The organism is Acutalibacter sp. 1XD8-36, assembly GCF_009917525.1.
Classification (GTDB): Bacteria; Bacillota; Clostridia; order Oscillospirales; family Acutalibacteraceae; genus Acutalibacter.
The window spans coordinates 149,054-164,344 of the sequence record NZ_QZDU01000007.1 but is presented as its reverse complement, the minus strand read 5'-3'; the positions used below and the strand labels follow the sequence as shown (position 1 = coordinate 164,344).

17 protein-coding genes are annotated in these 15,291 nt (G+C 51.8%); all 17 read right to left on the bottom strand.

Annotated features, from left to right (window positions below):
• Positions 1-53: 53 nt before the first annotated feature.
• On the bottom strand, positions 54-266 hold the full coding sequence (locus D5270_RS12095) for a hypothetical protein (RefSeq protein WP_166544345.1): 213 nt from the start codon (positions 264-266) through the stop codon (positions 54-56).
• Positions 263-1,966, bottom strand: coding sequence for a recombinase family protein (locus D5270_RS12090; protein WP_166544344.1), 1,704 nt, complete (start codon positions 1,964-1,966; stop codon positions 263-265). The genes D5270_RS12095 and D5270_RS12090 overlap by 4 nt, the downstream gene beginning before the upstream one ends.
• 1 nt (position 1,967) lies before the next feature.
• Complete coding sequence (locus D5270_RS12085; RefSeq protein WP_166544343.1) at positions 1,968-3,629, bottom strand: recombinase family protein; 1,662 nt, start codon at positions 3,627-3,629, stop codon at positions 1,968-1,970.
• A 159-nt stretch (positions 3,630-3,788) separates the two neighbouring features.
• On the bottom strand, positions 3,789-4,016 hold the full coding sequence (locus D5270_RS12080; RefSeq protein WP_166544342.1) for a DUF6870 family protein: 228 nt from the start codon (positions 4,014-4,016) through the stop codon (positions 3,789-3,791).
• 449 nt (positions 4,017-4,465) lie between these two features.
• Entirely contained in the window at positions 4,466-4,660 is a 195-nt protein-coding gene (locus D5270_RS12075) for a helix-turn-helix domain-containing protein (RefSeq protein WP_166544341.1), read from the bottom strand.
• Positions 4,660-5,052: a sigma-70 family RNA polymerase sigma factor gene (locus tag D5270_RS12070; RefSeq protein WP_166544340.1), complete on the bottom strand. Its 393-nt coding sequence runs from the start codon at positions 5,050-5,052 to the stop codon at positions 4,660-4,662. The genes D5270_RS12075 and D5270_RS12070 overlap by 1 nt, the downstream gene beginning before the upstream one ends.
• Before the next feature lie 272 nt (positions 5,053-5,324).
• A complete protein-coding gene (locus D5270_RS12065) occupies positions 5,325-5,672 on the bottom strand; it encodes a hypothetical protein (RefSeq protein WP_166544339.1) in 348 nt (115 codons plus the stop codon).
• A 3-nt stretch (positions 5,673-5,675) separates the two neighbouring features.
• A complete protein-coding gene (locus D5270_RS12060; protein ID WP_166544338.1) occupies positions 5,676-6,593 on the bottom strand; it encodes a ParM/StbA family protein in 918 nt (305 codons plus the stop codon).
• A 117-nt stretch (positions 6,594-6,710) separates the two neighbouring features.
• Positions 6,711-7,772, bottom strand: coding sequence for a DUF3854 domain-containing protein (locus D5270_RS12055; RefSeq protein WP_166544337.1), 1,062 nt, complete (start codon positions 7,770-7,772; stop codon positions 6,711-6,713).
• Positions 7,773-7,786: 14 nt separating this feature from the next.
• Positions 7,787-8,455: a hypothetical protein gene (locus D5270_RS12050; protein ID WP_166544336.1), complete on the bottom strand. Its 669-nt coding sequence runs from the start codon at positions 8,453-8,455 to the stop codon at positions 7,787-7,789.
• Positions 8,452-8,916: a hypothetical protein gene (locus D5270_RS12045; protein ID WP_166544335.1), complete on the bottom strand. Its 465-nt coding sequence runs from the start codon at positions 8,914-8,916 to the stop codon at positions 8,452-8,454. The genes D5270_RS12050 and D5270_RS12045 overlap by 4 nt, the downstream gene beginning before the upstream one ends.
• Positions 8,917-8,928: 12 nt before the next feature.
• The gene (gene recD2, locus D5270_RS12040; RefSeq protein WP_166544334.1) at positions 8,929-11,085 is read right to left on the bottom strand and encodes an SF1B family DNA helicase RecD2; all 2,157 of its coding nucleotides are present in this window, start codon (positions 11,083-11,085) and stop codon (positions 8,929-8,931) included.
• A 9-nt stretch (positions 11,086-11,094) separates the two neighbouring features.
• Positions 11,095-12,129: a YqaJ viral recombinase family nuclease gene (locus D5270_RS12035; protein ID WP_166544333.1), complete on the bottom strand. Its 1,035-nt coding sequence runs from the start codon at positions 12,127-12,129 to the stop codon at positions 11,095-11,097.
• The gene (locus tag D5270_RS12030) at positions 12,129-13,265 is read right to left on the bottom strand and encodes a hypothetical protein (RefSeq protein WP_166544332.1); all 1,137 of its coding nucleotides are present in this window, start codon (positions 13,263-13,265) and stop codon (positions 12,129-12,131) included. The genes D5270_RS12035 and D5270_RS12030 overlap by 1 nt, the downstream gene beginning before the upstream one ends.
• Positions 13,266-13,466: 201 nt before the next feature.
• On the bottom strand, positions 13,467-13,841 hold the full coding sequence (locus D5270_RS12025; protein WP_166544331.1) for a helix-turn-helix domain-containing protein: 375 nt from the start codon (positions 13,839-13,841) through the stop codon (positions 13,467-13,469).
• A 186-nt stretch (positions 13,842-14,027) separates the two neighbouring features.
• A complete protein-coding gene (locus D5270_RS12020; RefSeq protein ID WP_166544330.1) occupies positions 14,028-14,609 on the bottom strand; it encodes a Uma2 family endonuclease in 582 nt (193 codons plus the stop codon).
• 128 nt (positions 14,610-14,737) lie between these two features.
• Entirely contained in the window at positions 14,738-15,289 is a 552-nt protein-coding gene (locus D5270_RS12015; protein ID WP_166544329.1) for a hypothetical protein, read from the bottom strand.
• Positions 15,290-15,291: the final 2 nt, after the last annotated feature.

Genomic DNA, 15,291 nt, shown 5'->3' with positions numbered 1-15,291 from the left:
TCTAACATACATCAAAAAGAGGTAAGATAACACCCTCTGCAAAAAAGGTTACGTTATCTTACCTCAACAAAGTTGGTGCCAGTATAGCCGTCATCGCAAAACTCCCAGGACGGCATGTTGTTCAGCTCGGGCGATTCCTCCACATACTTTCGGATTATCAGCCGCTGGCTGTGGATACCGTTGCTCTCGTCTTTCAGGCTATTGGATTTGACATCTACGTCCTCCCGGGAAAGACGCAGATAGATTGCCAAATGTTTTTCCATCATGCAGCCTCCTCCTTCAGTTTTCTGCAGGCGTCCACTATTTTCTCAAACTCATCCACATACAGGAACTCAATGGAAATGCTGTTGTCTGCATAGAGAGTAATGCTCTTAATCATAGCCTCCACCATCTCTTTTGTAACTGTAATGGCATTGCAATACTTTTTGATAAGCCGCGCCCAGTGATGCTCCCCCTTTACCATCTTCTCCGCTTTTCTGCGGACACTTTTCAGCTCTGACAGATCTTGGCTCATACTCTCTATTTCAGCCTGGTATTTCCGCTTGGCATACACATACTCATCCTTGGTAAGAACACCGTCCTTATAGTCGGTGTAGAGCTCGGTAATCTGCTTCGTGCGGCGATTGATGACCTGCTGAATATTCTTCATCTTGCTCTCAGCAGCCCTTAAAGCTGCATTCACCTTTGCCGACTCCATACACTTCTTCAAAACTTTCTGTGTGTCCATGAACACATCCATCTGGGCACGCATAGTAGCGAGAACCGCCGCATCCAGCTCTGCTGCCCGGATACTCTTTTTAGGACAAGCGGCGTCACCCAGCTCGATATTATTGGGACATTTATAGTTAAAATAGACATGTGTACCGTCCTTGTTGTATGAATGTACCTGCTTGATGACACGACCGCAGTCTCCGCAGCACATACGCGCTCCATAAGGGTTTTCCCGTTTTGGTAGGTGGATGTACTTATCATAATGATCTTTGCTTGCCTGTTTGCTCCGGTTATTGACATCCTGTACCTGCTTCCACAAAGTCATATCAATAATGGGCTCGTGGGTGTTCTCCACAAAGTCCCAAGCAGATTCTTCCACCTTGTGATAGGGTATTCCACGGCATAAAGCGCTGGAGCTGCGTCCCTGAGCCAAGTGGCCGATATAGACCACATTTTTGAGAATATCGGAAAGCACATGGCGGTTCCATGGAAGGTCTTTCCCCTTCTTGTTGTTATTGGTAATGATTCCCCGTTCAAAACGCAACCGGCCAGGAGAGGGAATGTCTCTCTCATTCAGGATACGGGTCAGGCTGCCGATGCCCGTACCCTCTGCCCGCAGCCGGAATATCTCACGGACCGTATCGGCCACTTTAGGGTCAGGTATCAGATGGTTTTTGTCTGCCGGGTCTTTTAAGTAGCCGTAAGGGGCATAGCTGCCAGTGTACTCTCCCCTTTGGCGCTTGGCTTTCAGCGCCGTGCCAGACTTGCGGGAGATATCCTTGGCGTACACATCGTTAATCAGGTTTTTCAGCGATACTCCCAGCTCATCACTGGAATTTTGTGCCCCGCTGTCGTAGTTGTCATTGACGGCTATAAACCGAACCCCCAGGAACGGGAAAACCTTTTCCAGGTATTCCCCGGTTTCCACATAGTTCCGGCCGAGCCGGGACAAATCCTTGACAACAATACAGTTGATTTTCCCAGCCTGCACATCAACCAGCATCCTGTGAAAAGCCGGGCGGTCAAAGTCTGTGCCAGTGCAGCCGTTGTCGGTGTAAATCTCCGTTAGGCTGAGATAGGGCCGCTGTGCAATATACTCCCGTAGCAGAGCCTCCTGGTTTTCCAAAGAATCCGCGTCTTTCTTGCCGTTATCCTCTACAGAAAGGCGTAAATAAGCAGCCGTGCAGAATACGCCCGGAACCTCCTGCCGGGCAAAGATTTCCTGTCTTTCGCTTTTTCTTGATACTCGTGCCATATCAGCCCACCTCCCTTACCAGCTGCCTGTGTTCTGCCAGGAAATTCATAATGCTTTCAAATTGATCTGCTTGCCGGAACACCACCTCAATCTCCGCACCCTCATAAATGTTCACCCGCTCTATCAGGTTCACCACCACCAGCCTGCTGATTTCTGTGATATTCCTATACTGCTTAAACTGGGCAAGCCACCCTTGCTGCTGGCTCATGCCATGCTGGATATTACCCTTGTCCACATTAAGCTGCGCTATGATACCTTGTGCCTCATCGATGCGAGCGGTAAATTCCTCCTTCATAGAGAGAAACTCATCTTTTGTGAGTATACCGTCATGCAAATCCTCATAAATACCCAATCGGAGGGCGTTATTTTTCTCAATGATCTGATCCTGGTAACGGATACCCGCCTCAATTTTAGCCACCTCTGATGTTTCCCATGAGAGAGCGTCGATTTCGCTCATAGCTTTTTCCATCTCCAGGATAACCTCAATTTGCCGCTGCACAGTGGCAAGCACAGTTTCATCCAGCACGTTCTCTCGAATACTGTGCTTGCTGCACTGGGATTTATCTTGTTTGTTGGCGCTACACACATAGTAAACATATCGTTTTTTGCCGGTATTTACTGTCTTTCGGAACATCGGGCTGCCGCAGTCGCCGCAAAAAATCCTCCCGCAAAAGGGTTGGACAGCCCCTCCTCCTGCACTGGCCCGGGTATCCTCTGTCATCAACTGCTGTACAAGGTCAAATTGGGGGCGTGATATGATTGCTTCATGGGTATTCTCAATACGCACCCACTCGCTGGAGTCCCGGAGAATTGTCTTTTTCGTCTTGTAGGTAGGGGCCATACGCTTGCCCTGCACCAGAACACCGATATAAATCTCATTGGTGAGAATCCGCCGTACTGAGACATGGCTCCAGTACGCCTTAGCTCCAGACTGAAATGAAGTGGCAAAGCGGATACCTGCCGCCCGTTTGTATTCCGCTGGGGACAAGATACCCATTGTATTCAGTTTTTCTGCTATCTGTTCTGGGCTAAACCCTTCAACCTTCCACTTAAAAATATCTCGCACCACTTTGGCAGCATCTTCATCAATCAGCAGACTGTTTTTGTTAGATGGATCCTTGCGGTACCCATACGGCGCATAGTTGCCAATATAGTCGCCCTGCCTTCGCTTCACATCCAAATTCGTGCGAACTTTGATGGATATATCCCGGCTGTAGGAATCGTTTATAAGATTCTTAAACGGCACGATGATGTTATCTGAGCTGCTGCTCACCGCGGTGTCAAAATGGTCATTCAGCGAAATGAACCGAACCCCCAGCCGTGGAAACACCTTCTCAATATATTTTCCGCAGTCAATGTAGTCTCGGCCAAACCGTGAGAGGTCTTTTACCAGAACGCAGTTCACCTCTCCCCGCCGTATACTCTCCAGCATACGTTGGAAATCCGGGCGGTCAAAGTTGGTGCCGGTATAGCCGTCATCTTTAAATTCGTCATACAGATCCATTTCCGGGTGATTGCTGATATACTCCATCAAGAGTTCTCGCTGGTTATGGATGCTGTTGCTCTCCGATTTACCATTTTCAGAAAGCGAAAGGTCGCCATCATCCTTCGATAAACGCAGGTAGATGGCGACCTTAAACTTCTGTTCAAGCCGCTTGCTCATTGCGCTTCTCCTCTCTGTTTTCCCTGAAACCCGAGATAAACAAGAGGTACACCTAGGGCCTGCTAAGCAAGCACTGGCGTTCCTCTAAGGAGTCGCTGATTTTGTCCACTCTCATTATACTACGGGCCTCTGTAAAAGTCCACAGGAAAAATCTACCAGTTACAGGGAACCTAGCATGGTGCTGAAACTATCATTTAGTGTTTTGTCCTTACCCGCATAGGAAACGCGTACCTTTACATTACCTACACGGAAACAGTATGGGTCTTTGACCTGTTCCACATAGGAGCGGACGCGCTCCTCTAAAGGGAGGCTGTGGTCAACATGGACATTGCGGATGTCTACCAGTTCGTCCAGGGGCTTCGTTGCTATTCTTTCGTTTCCTTCCATTATTGATTGGCTCCTTTCTTTTCCTAATATTGCCAGTTTTGTGAGAGAATATGCGCATATTGGGACGTTGTTCCCATACCAAATACGCTATTATCACACTCACTTCTTACTAATTTTGCAACTTAAAAAGCAAAAATATCTTCCCCGGCGCTCAAGGCAACTGAGCCATAGGTCCAAGAGCAGCAAACTGCTCTCCCTCCCCGCCTTCATCATGGCCGGGCCGCGAATTACGGAAGTATCATTATCCCACCATGGGGTCATCGCGTTATGCAGGGGCCGCCTGCATATATGTACTCATGTCCAGTCTGTCAGACTGGGGATAGCCGCTCGTCCACAGGGAATGTACCGGGTTAGACTGTGAAATTATCAAGGTGCGGGCATTGGGGATGCCTTTCACTATATAAAAAGCAACTCCAAACCTCAAATCTCGAAAGAATTTCAAAAATTTTTCAATTTATTTTGAAATCTGAGATATGCACGGCAATGTGGATGAGCAAATGTTGCCGCAAATCTTCGTCAATATGGCCGTCAACACGGCTATATCGGTCAAACAGTGGTGTGTAGAGTTCGAGAATTTGTTCCAATGCATCTATATCTTTAGAAACTGCCCGCTGGAGCAAATCATGAAAATCTTTAGGTGTCATCAATTTTCACCACCTCCCTGCAATTCCTTGCGGAGCGCTTTCAGAGCCTGATACCGCTGGTCATAAATCTGTTGCGGTGTACAGTGCAGCAACTGTGCCACGTCAGCCGGTTTTCGTTCCTGTGCAATCAGCATGGTCAAAATGGCCTGTTTCCGAGGTGACAGCCGTGAAAACGCATTGGATAGGCGTTCCTCCTGGAAGTCAAAGCTGTCCATTCCTATCCTCTCATCAGTATTGGAGGCGATAGCTTCTACCAGGATCTCGTCTAGTGGGATCGTGGGGATATAGCTGTCTATTTTAGCTAAGTAATGTTTTCTGGCCCGAAATAGTGTTACCTCCATCCACCTGGTAAATCTTGCTTTTAGTTCGTCCTTTTCGTTCGGTTGATACATGGTATACCCCTTTCCGCCAGGGCATACCATCACGGACAGGGTACAAAAAATCCAGACACACCGGGATGGTATGCCTGGACAAATGGATTTGCTGTTAATCGATTACCATTTCTGGAATAAAAGCCGTGGCGAGCCAAAGTAAACCGATGCCTCGCCTACTTACCAAAAATCATGTAATTATAAACATTATATAACAATACGCAGCCGATTAGAAGGGCCTTTAAAGGCGAGAAGTATCCTTTAAGGTATAGTTTTTGAAAAAATCAGCGTTATCACTGAAATATCTCTACATTATCCAACATTTCCGACACGTTTACTTCAGTTTCTGTGCCATCAGGTTTACTGTCTGTTTGCAGTTCAATGCTTTCAAGCCGCTCCCGGACCAGATTTTCCACCAGCTCCTCTATCTGGGCTTTAGAAAAGGTCTGTGTTGTATTGACTGCAATCTTTCCCTCTGCATGGAGCAACTCCGGGTGGGCCGATAAAAACTCATACAAAGCCTGCACCACCACAGCACTTTTCCGATTCCCCAGCTTTTCCAGCAGCTCCCCCGCTTGGATCTGCTCCTCCGTTTCAGCCGGGAATTGTAAGGAAAAACGATACTTCCCATTCTTTTTCATAGCCTACCTGCCGAGCCGGGCCAACTGTTTTTCGCCCAGCATTTCATAGCCTAGTGCATTAGCGTTGGGGGAATCAATAAACTCTGCCTTGCCCGCCAGCGAGGATTCACTGAGGTAAGGCTGCAGGAGAATACTGCCCCCGCCGATGAAAATAGCCGGGTTGGTGCGCAAATCAACCTGCAGCTCCCGGAGCTGGCTTAGAATATCGTTGGCGTGGAGCTGGGCAGCGTTGAAAATTTCTGCTTTGACTTCCTCCGGCAAGTAGACCTCTTTGCCTTGCAGCACCGCAGAAATGTGCTCATCGTCGATCAGCATATCGTACTGAGCACTCACCTTGCGGATGACTTCATTGTTCATAGTGATGACGCCAGTTTCCAGCGAACGGCAGAACTGCAGATTGGGCTTGCCGTTTTGTAGGAGCAGGACGTCGGTGGTATAACCGCCGATGTCAATGATAAACAGCCGCAGCGTGTTCAGCACCATGCCGCTCTTGGGCACCACCGCCGCAAACGCCTGAGGGAAGACCATCACCTGGTCGATTTGGACAGAGTAGGGCTTGTCCCGGTAGGTGAATTTCACAACTCCGGGGCGCTTGAAATAGGCCGCAAACTTCTCCTTCAAGCTGCCAAAATGTTCTGGTGGCAGCCCCACTGCCAGATGAATACGCTCCATGGGGGAATACTGGCCTTTGCGCTCCAACTCCTTGGATATGGCGAACAGCGTCAGAATGAAGAAGCGGTCGTCCTGGGTCTTGTCACGCATATAGGGCAGACGCTTGGTGGCAAGCGTCCAGAATTTGCCGCCGTACTCTAAAATCTCGTCCGTCATGGGCGGCTTGACGGAGTGTTCGGTCAGCCCAGACACGAAGGTGAAGCGGGGTGTCTTTATGGCATAGTTGCCGTGGTCAATAGCTATTAACATGATAAGTACCTCCTGAATTTTGATTTACAGGCATTACACCTGTTACTCTGCGCATTTACAACTGAAATACGCATAAAATTTGAAAGAAAAAGGACGGTAATACCGCCCTTTCCCTTTTCAGCCAACTTTGGCGATCTCCTTTCGGAGCCGCGCCCAGATGTAGTCATCCAGGCCCTTGTACCGCGGGTCCCAGACGTAGGTTCCATAGCGGAACCCCATCCGGCCCAGCAGCTCCATAAGCTGCTCATACCCGCGCTGGACGTGCCAGTTTATGGCATAGTCCATGTCAAAGGCGGTCTTGATTTCTTCCAGCCCCTGCTCCCGGAGGAGTTTTAAGCTGTTTTCGAGCTTTGTCAGCGCGTTTACTCCTGGTACTGCCAGGACAGGCAGCCCGGTCAAGGCATGGATAACGTCAGCTTTCATGGGGCCCTCCGTCAGCACAATACGCTTTGACGGCGCTCCTGCTAAGTGCGTCCATGCCGGGGAGCCGGTGCCAGAGTGCAGGCCGGAGCTGGATATCCAACGGAACTTGCGCTTTTCCATGTTGTCCAGACGGAGTTGCAAGCCCTGGATCTGGCACAGTGCATTTCTGACAGGAATAAGTATCCCAGACTGCTGGTGTACAAACGACCACCAGCCCGCTTTGGTGCGGAAGAAACCCGGTACCCCGCGCACGTCGATATTGCTGTTTGTAAGCCGCCGTGTCATGTCAGAATTATGCTCCATAGGCATAGACCTATAACCCAGCTTGGCAATATCCCGGTCATTCAGCCCGCGGTTATGTAGATTTTCCCGGTGTGAATCGGACAGCGACAGCATGGAAAGGAGCGCAGAGTAGGTGTGGTGACGAACTGCTATGTCAGCGATGGGTGTTTCCACAGGCTGCTGAACCTCCCGCTGCTGGGGCAGCACAAGATGTTCGTTGAGGTGCAGCCGCTCTGTCAGCTCCCGCCGGACATTCTGCCGGTGGGCACCTGTGAATAGACAGTACAGGTCGAAAATCCCGCCAGCCACTCCGCACCGGGCGCACCGGAACACCTCTTTTCGGAAGTTGATGTTCAGGTGCCGCTCCTTCCCCTCGTCACAGCAGGGGCAGTGGACATAGTACGAAACCCGGCCGGTTTCTGGATGGGGAAGCCCCAGCAGTCCCACAACGTCTGTCATGCGTATCCGTTCCATGCGTTTCACTCCTTTTAGGCAGTTGTCTGTGCCAAGGCATAGTCCCTGATGTACTGGGCCGCCGCCTTGATCTCCTCACCGCCCGTGAATTTCTCCGCGATCCATTTAATAGCCCCCGGGTCAAGGCGAAGGACATCGCCAAGACTTTTGCCCTTGAATTTGACTATAGGACAAGGTACACTCATGGCCTGCTCCAGCTTTTCTTCCGGGGTCGGCTCAGGAGTGGCGGGCTCGATCACGGTATAGAACTCAGTTTCAGCGGTTGTTTCTGTCGGCAATTCCTCCTGAGCATTGGCCGGAAACTCGTCCCCGGCCATGGAGAATTGCAGGCCAAAACCGGCGTTTCTCAGCGCTATACCCACCGCCGCCGTCTGCGCCCACTCTCTGGGAGAAACGGACGGTTTTTCTTCAAGGAAGCTCCTGGAAGCCGTAGCTTCTGCCAGATAGCAGTCTGCCGGGTCTTTGTAGCTTGGATAGACCCTGGCCGTGGCAACAAAGCACTCCTTGCCTGGGCTGACCTGTACGGCTATGCGCCCCTCCGGGTACTTGAGCCGGAACCAGGCCATCTGGGCCATAACAGGCAGGCGCTTGCGTGTTTCGCCGGTGGTAAGGTCAGTGTAGTCTACTGCGTATTGTGCGGGATCAAAGCCTTCTATCTGATTGATTTTTTCGATTGCACTCATGATTTTTCCTCCTTCTTGGGCGTCAGGTTGATGTAGGTGTCCCGGTACTGCACCCACAACGGCATGATGGTGTTGATGTACTTGCTCACCGTTTCACTGTACTGCTCGGGCCGGCTGGGCTTGAAGCTTGAGAAGCGCTTGCGGCCGTCACTGACGGCCTTGCCCAGAGAGTTCAGAGCGGTTTCCCGGCGCTTCTTGCCGTTTTCGTCTGCCTTTGGGCCAAACTTGTGCTCTGTCAGGATGAACCCAACGCTGGCGTCCACCAACTGATAATGGTATGTTAATGGTTTCGGGTCCAGCGCCATGGGCGCGCCCTTGACGAACGCCTGGAACGTCTCCAGCACACCTATGCGATAGTTCAGCTCCTGCATGGCCAGGGAATCCTGGGGCAGCAGCGTGTGGGAAGCGATCTTGGCATTGAGCTCGGCCTGTTTTTTCTTATAAATCTGTAAAGCACTCATTCTGGAACCTCCTTATACTTTTTGTATGCGCTGGGCCAGACAAGTCCCGCGCTTTTCGGTGTCTGTACGGTTTATGGCTGTGTGCAGCGCCCGCTTTTCGCCCACGATTATCACCTTGTTTTTACCTCGGGTGATGGCCGTATAGACCAGCGGGCGGGTCAGCATGATATAGTGGGCCCGCTGAAGATTGATGATGACCGACTGGTACTCCGAGCCCTGGGACTTGTGGACGGTGGAGGCATACCCCCAGTCCAGCATGGAGAGCTGGGAGGAATCGTACTCTACCTCCCTGCCGTCACCGAAGTCAATTTTAACAGTGGTGCCGTCCTCCGACTTGAAAATGTCGGTAATATACCCCATGTCGCCGTTGCTGATGTCGTCCAGGTTCTTGGTCTGCATGACCTTGTCGCCCACACGGAATGTGCGTTTGCCGTGGGTGACCTCAAACTTGCCGGGAGCCGGCGGGTTCACCATATCCCGCAAGCGGAGGTTGAGGGCGTTTGCGCCGGTTTCCGTCTTTTTGCGGTAAGGGGTGAGCAGGGCCACGTTGTCCGGGCCGTACTTGGCAGCTTCAGCCATATACAGATCCACAATTTTGTCGGCGGAGGTTTCTGTATCGGGTGAATCCACGAACTGGAAATCCTCACCGTGCTCCAAATTGTGGCTGCCCTCGCGTATGGCCTTGGCGTTCACCGCAATCCGGCTGCCCGCTTCCTGTCGGAACACTTTATTTAGCTTTGTCACCGGCACCTTGCCGCTGGCGATTATCTCGCTGAGTACCGCGCCGGGCCCAACAGACGGGAGCTGGTCAGAATCTCCGATCAGCACAAGCTGCGCGCCCAGGTTTACGGCGTTCATCAAGTACCCCGCAAGGTACACATCCAGCATAGATACCTCGTCCACCAGGATCAGGTCTGCATCAAGGATTTCCGGCTCCGCATAGTTTCCATCTTCATCTGCTCTAAGGTTCAAAGCCTTATGAATCGTAGAAGCCGGACAGCCGGTAGACTGCTCCATTCTGCGGGCTGCACGCCCGGTGGGAGCGCAGCAGCAGATATTGCCGTTCGGGTTCTGGCGGCGGTATATGTTCAGGATAGCTCTCTGGATCATGGTTTTCCCTGTGCCTGGGCCGCCGGTAATTACCGACAGCTTGCTGCTCAGAGCCATCTTAACGGCCTGCCGCTGTTCCGGGGCAAAGCGGAGCTTTAGCTTTTCTTCTGCCCTGTCCAGCTCCATCTCAAGATTGGTGCAGGCACTGGCTGTCAAGCGAAGGAATTGCTTGATACGCTTGGCCAGCATATTTTCCGCATGGGCTGTCCTTGTGCGGTAAACGTAACGACCATAGCTCACAAGCTGTCCGCTGTCCACCAGCCGGGCAGCACGGTTCGCCGCCATGTCAAAGGACAGGTCCGGCGTGTCCAGCAGCCTGAGCGCCGCCCTTATGAAGTCGTGCTTTTCCATACACAGATGCCCGCTGCCCTCGGCGTCAGTCAGGGTGTAGAGCAAACCCTCGTCCACCCGCTCGGTGGAGAGCCGGTCAAATCCCATGCTGGCGGCGATTTTGTCGGCGGTCAGGAACCCGACCCCGGCCATCTCGCAGAGCCGGTAGGGGTGGTTTTTCACCACATTCATGGTTTCGTTGCCGTATTCTACATAAAATTTCATGGCCTGACGGGGCATTATCCCATGAGGTGCTAAAAATGCAATCACATCCCTGGCGCCCCGATTCATGGTGTAGGATTCCACGATTTTCTTCAGCTTGGCCTCGGAAATGCCTTTGATTTGGAGCAGCCGTCTGGGATCCTTGTCCAGCATTTCAAGGGTTTTCAGCCCGAAAGCGTCATAAATACGCTCGGCGGTCTTTTTTCCGATACCTTTGATTTGCCCAGAGGATAGGTAAGCGATCACGCCCTCCTTTGTGGGCACCAGAACCTCATTGTAGCTCTCCATTTTGAACTGGTAACCGTACTTGGCGTTCTTCACCCACTGCCCCTGCATATCAAACCGGAGCTTCTCCGCTGTCGGCAGGCAGTAGCCCACCGCCGTGATCTGGCTAAGTATGTCCCCTGACTGTGTCTTGATTTTTTCACAGGGGCGGTACTGAGCCACCATGTAGCTGCCGGGGCTGGGTTCGTGGGGGTAGATGAGCCGCGTAAATTCACAAAGCATTTTAACCTCCTATTTTGGCTGCACTGTCACTTTCACCTTCCGGCTCTCAGACGCTTTCAGCACCTCCGCGTACACGGCAGGATACTTTTCCTTCAGCGCCTTGGAATCCGGGCGGCGGGTGGTTCTCGTTGCAAAGTCGATGAGCAGCTTGTCGCTGGTGGTTTCCAGAACCCCGCGCTCATGCTGTTTCATCAGTTCTGCGATTTTCACAGAGTGGGCGGCAACCTCTTTTTCGTAAGTTTTCTTCTCAGCGTCACATTCCCGGATTTTGTCCTGCAGCACGGCAATGCGCCGCAGGGCTGGCTCATATTTGCTGCCGAACTCGATAGAAGGCAGAGCTTTCTGGCTGGGACCGTAGATTTTCGCTAACGATTCCAGCGCCAACGTGGGAGCAACATCCGCCATGGTGGGCGGCTGGTCGTGTTCCAGGCTCCATATCCACTGTTCTAAGCGCTCGAAAATCATGTCCTCCTTTGCCTTGTCCCGGGTGATTTCCGGCATTGCCATGTCGTAATCCGGGTTGTTGCCCCAGATCGCCGAGAACGCTCCCAGTTCCACGTCTGCAACCGCCATGTAGTACCGCAGCTGCAGCTCGTAGTAGACGGGGATAGCGTCATCTGCCCAATCCTGAGCTTTGTGGTAGGTGCAAGATTTACACTCTAAGATACCCGGTTCACCTGTAGGTTTCACAAAGCGCCGGTCGAAGTTCGCCAAAGCATAGGGGTGGTCGGCGTGCTGGTAGAGGTTGGTGTCGTCTATGACGGTGCTGCCGGTTTTCTTGCCGTACCAGTGGGCAGCTACCGGTTCCAGCAGGTGGCCCATCTCCATTTGTCCAGCGTTGGCGCTGACAGTGGGAGCCATCTGCCCTTTCTTGATTTTCCAAAGCTCCAGCGGCGTCACCCAGGGCGAAAGCCCGAAGATCGCCGCCACATCACTTCCGCCCACTGTGTAGGGAATGTCCCCTTTGGGGCCGTGCATACGGGCAGCCTGCCACTCTTTTTCAGTCATGCCAGCTGTGTTACAGAGAATAATCGGTTTTGCCATTACCAGTTCACCCCTTTCGCTAAGTCATAGTCTGACCAGCGCAGGGTCAGCGCCCGGGCCATGCTCTCCTGCACGGACAGCAGCTTGCTCTCCGGCGTGCCCTGGGTTTTGAGGATAAATGGGATCTCCTGCATGGCAAAGTAGACGTCGTGGGCCGTAGCCGGGCCGCTGCAGGCTGTCTCAAACATGGCGATAGCTTCAAGAGCTGCTTTCTTCGGCAAACCGAGCTTTTGACACACCCGGGTCATTGCGTTGACTGGGTAATCCAGGTCGATCTCCAGCAGCTTTTCCAGTTTGGCTACCAGGCTGCCAAACTGGGCAAAGAGCTGGTCGAGAGTCTTCTCAAAATCCTCCACAGTATGTCCTTTGCGGTGGTCTACGGCAACGCACTCCCCGATGAGGATGGGGAACTCCCCGCCCTCCAACAGTGCACTGACTTTTGCGGACGCCATGCCGGTGTCGGAGGTCATGAACCGTATACCGGGCGTGAGCTTCGCCGCAAGATGGGCTTTTCCTTGTGCCGCAAGCAGCTTGGAATAAGTACCCAACAAGTCCTCCTTTTGGTCGGGCATAAGCCATGCCGCACTGACAAGGGAGTGGTCGCAGTACCCTCCCTTGAACTCGTTACCCGGGAACCGGCTGTCCAGATTGTCATGGAGTACCATGAGCAACTTGTCCACAGGCAGGACAGCGTAATCTGTCGCGCCACCGGAGTGGACTGCGGAAACTTTTTCGTCCCGGATGAGCAGCAGCGCCTCCTCACCGTAGAGCTTCAGGCAGGCATTGAGGACGTTTGCCAGCACGTCACGCTTCAGTTTGGGGAGGGCGGTGCCGTTGATCCTGGCTCGGCCCAACAGGCTTTTGTAGGCGGTGTCACGGACGGGGTAGTAGCTGCCGTCCATCTTCATGGCAAGGCCCAGGTTGTGGGCGGTGTCCTGTACTGCCTCCGAGGTCACGCCAGGCGCGAACATAGTCAGATCGCTGTACAGAGGGGCGTCCTTGTCCAGAGGCTCAATGCGCAGATCTTTGACCCGGCGGCGCCTCCACTGGCTGTTTTGGCTTTGGCTCTCGTGATACCCGAGCATGGCCGGGTAGTCTGAGAAGGTGGTGAAATAGTTGTCCTTGCAGGTTGTCATGTTGATTCTTCCTTTCCTGATGAAATAGAAAAAGGCAGCTATCCCAAAGGATGCTGCCTTTTTGCCAGTATCGGCCGGATTCGGTTGTAAAGGGAAACAAAAAAGTGCCATTTGTAATCGCATAGCGCGACGCAAATGACACTCTGTAACTCTGCTACTTTGTCCGTTTTCCGAACCTGATACTAATATATATATATTCTATCAGGTTTTGGGTGTGTTGTCAATCCGTTCAGCCTCTGTTTTCTTTTGGCTATCGTGGTATTGCCGGATCATCACTTCCACCACTTCAAGAATGTTTGCCCTTACCTCTATTGGCAGGCCGTCCAAATTTTCCATCACTTTCGAGGAGTGATGATCCATGGATGCCTCCACCACATCACAGAACACTTCATCTGCGGAAATCCCCAGGCCATTCATCAAGATGACCAGTTTATCAAAGCGTGGGAAAGTTACTCCCTGCTCCACCTTAGAGATATAACCGACCGGCAGATTCGTAATATCTGATAGCTGCTGTTGTGTATACCCCTTCATTTTCCGACATTCCTTGAATCGGTAAGCAAACCTCAAATCCGGCATTTTGTAACCCCTGTTAAACAATTATATCTTACAGAGGTTAGTATATCCTGCTAAGAGCTATAAGACCAGACCTGTAAAGGGCTGATATATCCATTAAAGGGTTAGTTTACTCAAGAAAATTTTCCCATAGGAAAGGTTATCGGCAAACCAATATTACTAAGCGAGCGCTGGATTTTTTCATATTCTTTATTGGAATACTTTTCCCACCTCAATAAAGCATCCATCAAGGCTGTTGACCTTAGCAATGTCATTCGTTCCATAGTCCTCATATGGCTGGAACACCCCGCCTTTCAGTAGGAAAACCTGGATAGCCCGGTTAGCTGGGTCAACCAGCCACAGCTCCCCAACACCTGCCCGCTGGTACAGATCCATCTTCACCAACCGGTCATGACGCAGACTTCCCGGGGAAAGTATCTCGATGACCATATCCGGTGCGCCCTTGCATCCGCGCTCATCCAGCTTTGCTCTGTCACAGACAACTGTAATGTCGGGCTGGACTACCGTATCAACATCTTCCGGGGCGTCGTTGTCCTTTTCAAACAGCCTGACGTCGAAGGGCGCGGCAAATGCTTCGCAATTTTTGCCCTCCAGAAAGTTTGCCAACTGCCGGCTTATTTCCATGCTTATCCGCTGATGTGAGGTACTTGGCGCGGCCAGGAGCACAGTTTCGCCCTCAATGAGTTCGCATCGTTCTGCAGCGTTCCACTGAAGGTAATCTGCATATGAGTACCGTTCACAGTCCTTTTCCTGCGCGATGGGTGTTGTCATAAAAATGCCCCTCCTTGTGCTTACTGTAAGTTTATTATACCGCGCAGCGGCCTCAAAATCAACTGCAAGGTAAATGGAGGGCCTGAAAAAGCAAAGAGTGCCGGAATACGGCACTCCTCTTAACAAAACTAAATGTGATAGTCGAACAGAACCAGCGCCCACTCAGATGGTGCGGCATTTACTTTTTCCAGGGTCTGTTCTGTAATCCGTGCAGTATTGGCACAGGTGTCGTAGAAACACGAGTCAAAGGTATATTCCCCATACACCAGCTTGCCAATTTTGAGAAACATATATGGTGCCAGGTACTCCGAAAGGTTGTCCGGCGTTGAGTCGGCCCTTATGTTCCACAGATTATGGGCCATCTGCGGCACGTTTCCATTTTGCCAGGCAGCCAAACTTTGGATGCTCTCCTCCAGCTCATTTTTCTGAGCCTCTGCCGCCTCCAGCAGTTCTCGTTCAATCATACTTGTTCCTTCACTGCCCAGCAGGACATTTTCTGGGAAAATTTGGCTCCATCTTCCGGCGGTATCAGTCTCCCGCCAGTCAAAAACATAGCCTTGGTAGCCCTCGGTCATGTTAGCCGCATAGTCGCGGATATTCAGCACCATGTCTGCCCGGGAGCAGGCGATGTCCATAGGGACTTCTGGCACATAAACCAGTATTTTATGTAGTGCGTGCATAG

What these genes read in the sequence shown, in the direction of transcription:
- D5270_RS12020 (WP_166544330.1), bottom strand. Translation starts at nt 14,609, where the DNA reads ATGACAACACCCATCGCGCAGGAAAAGGACTGTGAACGGTACTCATAT.
- D5270_RS12055 (WP_166544337.1), bottom strand. Translation starts at nt 7,772, where the DNA reads ATGGAACGGATACGCATGACAGACGTTGTGGGACTGCTGGGGCTTCCC.
- D5270_RS12070 (WP_166544340.1), bottom strand. Translation starts at nt 5,052, where the DNA reads ATGTATCAACCGAACGAAAAGGACGAACTAAAAGCAAGATTTACCAGG.
- D5270_RS12035 (WP_166544333.1), bottom strand. Translation starts at nt 12,129, where the DNA reads ATGGCAAAACCGATTATTCTCTGTAACACAGCTGGCATGACTGAAAAA.
- D5270_RS12050 (WP_166544336.1), bottom strand. Translation starts at nt 8,455, where the DNA reads ATGAGTGCAATCGAAAAAATCAATCAGATAGAAGGCTTTGATCCCGCA.
- D5270_RS12075 (WP_166544341.1), bottom strand. Translation starts at nt 4,660, where the DNA reads ATGACACCTAAAGATTTTCATGATTTGCTCCAGCGGGCAGTTTCTAAA.
- D5270_RS12030 (WP_166544332.1), bottom strand. Translation starts at nt 13,265, where the DNA reads ATGACAACCTGCAAGGACAACTATTTCACCACCTTCTCAGACTACCCG.
- D5270_RS12025 (WP_166544331.1), bottom strand. Translation starts at nt 13,841, where the DNA reads ATGCCGGATTTGAGGTTTGCTTACCGATTCAAGGAATGTCGGAAAATG.
- D5270_RS12045 (WP_166544335.1), bottom strand. Translation starts at nt 8,916, where the DNA reads ATGAGTGCTTTACAGATTTATAAGAAAAAACAGGCCGAGCTCAATGCC.
- D5270_RS12095 (WP_166544345.1), bottom strand. Translation starts at nt 266, where the DNA reads ATGATGGAAAAACATTTGGCAATCTATCTGCGTCTTTCCCGGGAGGAC.
- D5270_RS12080 (WP_166544342.1), bottom strand. Translation starts at nt 4,016, where the DNA reads ATGGAAGGAAACGAAAGAATAGCAACGAAGCCCCTGGACGAACTGGTA.
- D5270_RS12060 (WP_166544338.1), bottom strand. Translation starts at nt 6,593, where the DNA reads ATGTTAATAGCTATTGACCACGGCAACTATGCCATAAAGACACCCCGC.
- D5270_RS12085 (WP_166544343.1), bottom strand. Translation starts at nt 3,629, where the DNA reads ATGAGCAAGCGGCTTGAACAGAAGTTTAAGGTCGCCATCTACCTGCGT.
- D5270_RS12065 (WP_166544339.1), bottom strand. Translation starts at nt 5,672, where the DNA reads ATGAAAAAGAATGGGAAGTATCGTTTTTCCTTACAATTCCCGGCTGAA.
- recD2 (WP_166544334.1), bottom strand. Translation starts at nt 11,085, where the DNA reads ATGCTTTGTGAATTTACGCGGCTCATCTACCCCCACGAACCCAGCCCC.
- D5270_RS12090 (WP_166544344.1), bottom strand. Translation starts at nt 1,966, where the DNA reads ATGGCACGAGTATCAAGAAAAAGCGAAAGACAGGAAATCTTTGCCCGG.
- D5270_RS12015 (WP_166544329.1), bottom strand. Translation starts at nt 15,289, where the DNA reads ATGCACGCACTACATAAAATACTGGTTTATGTGCCAGAAGTCCCTATG.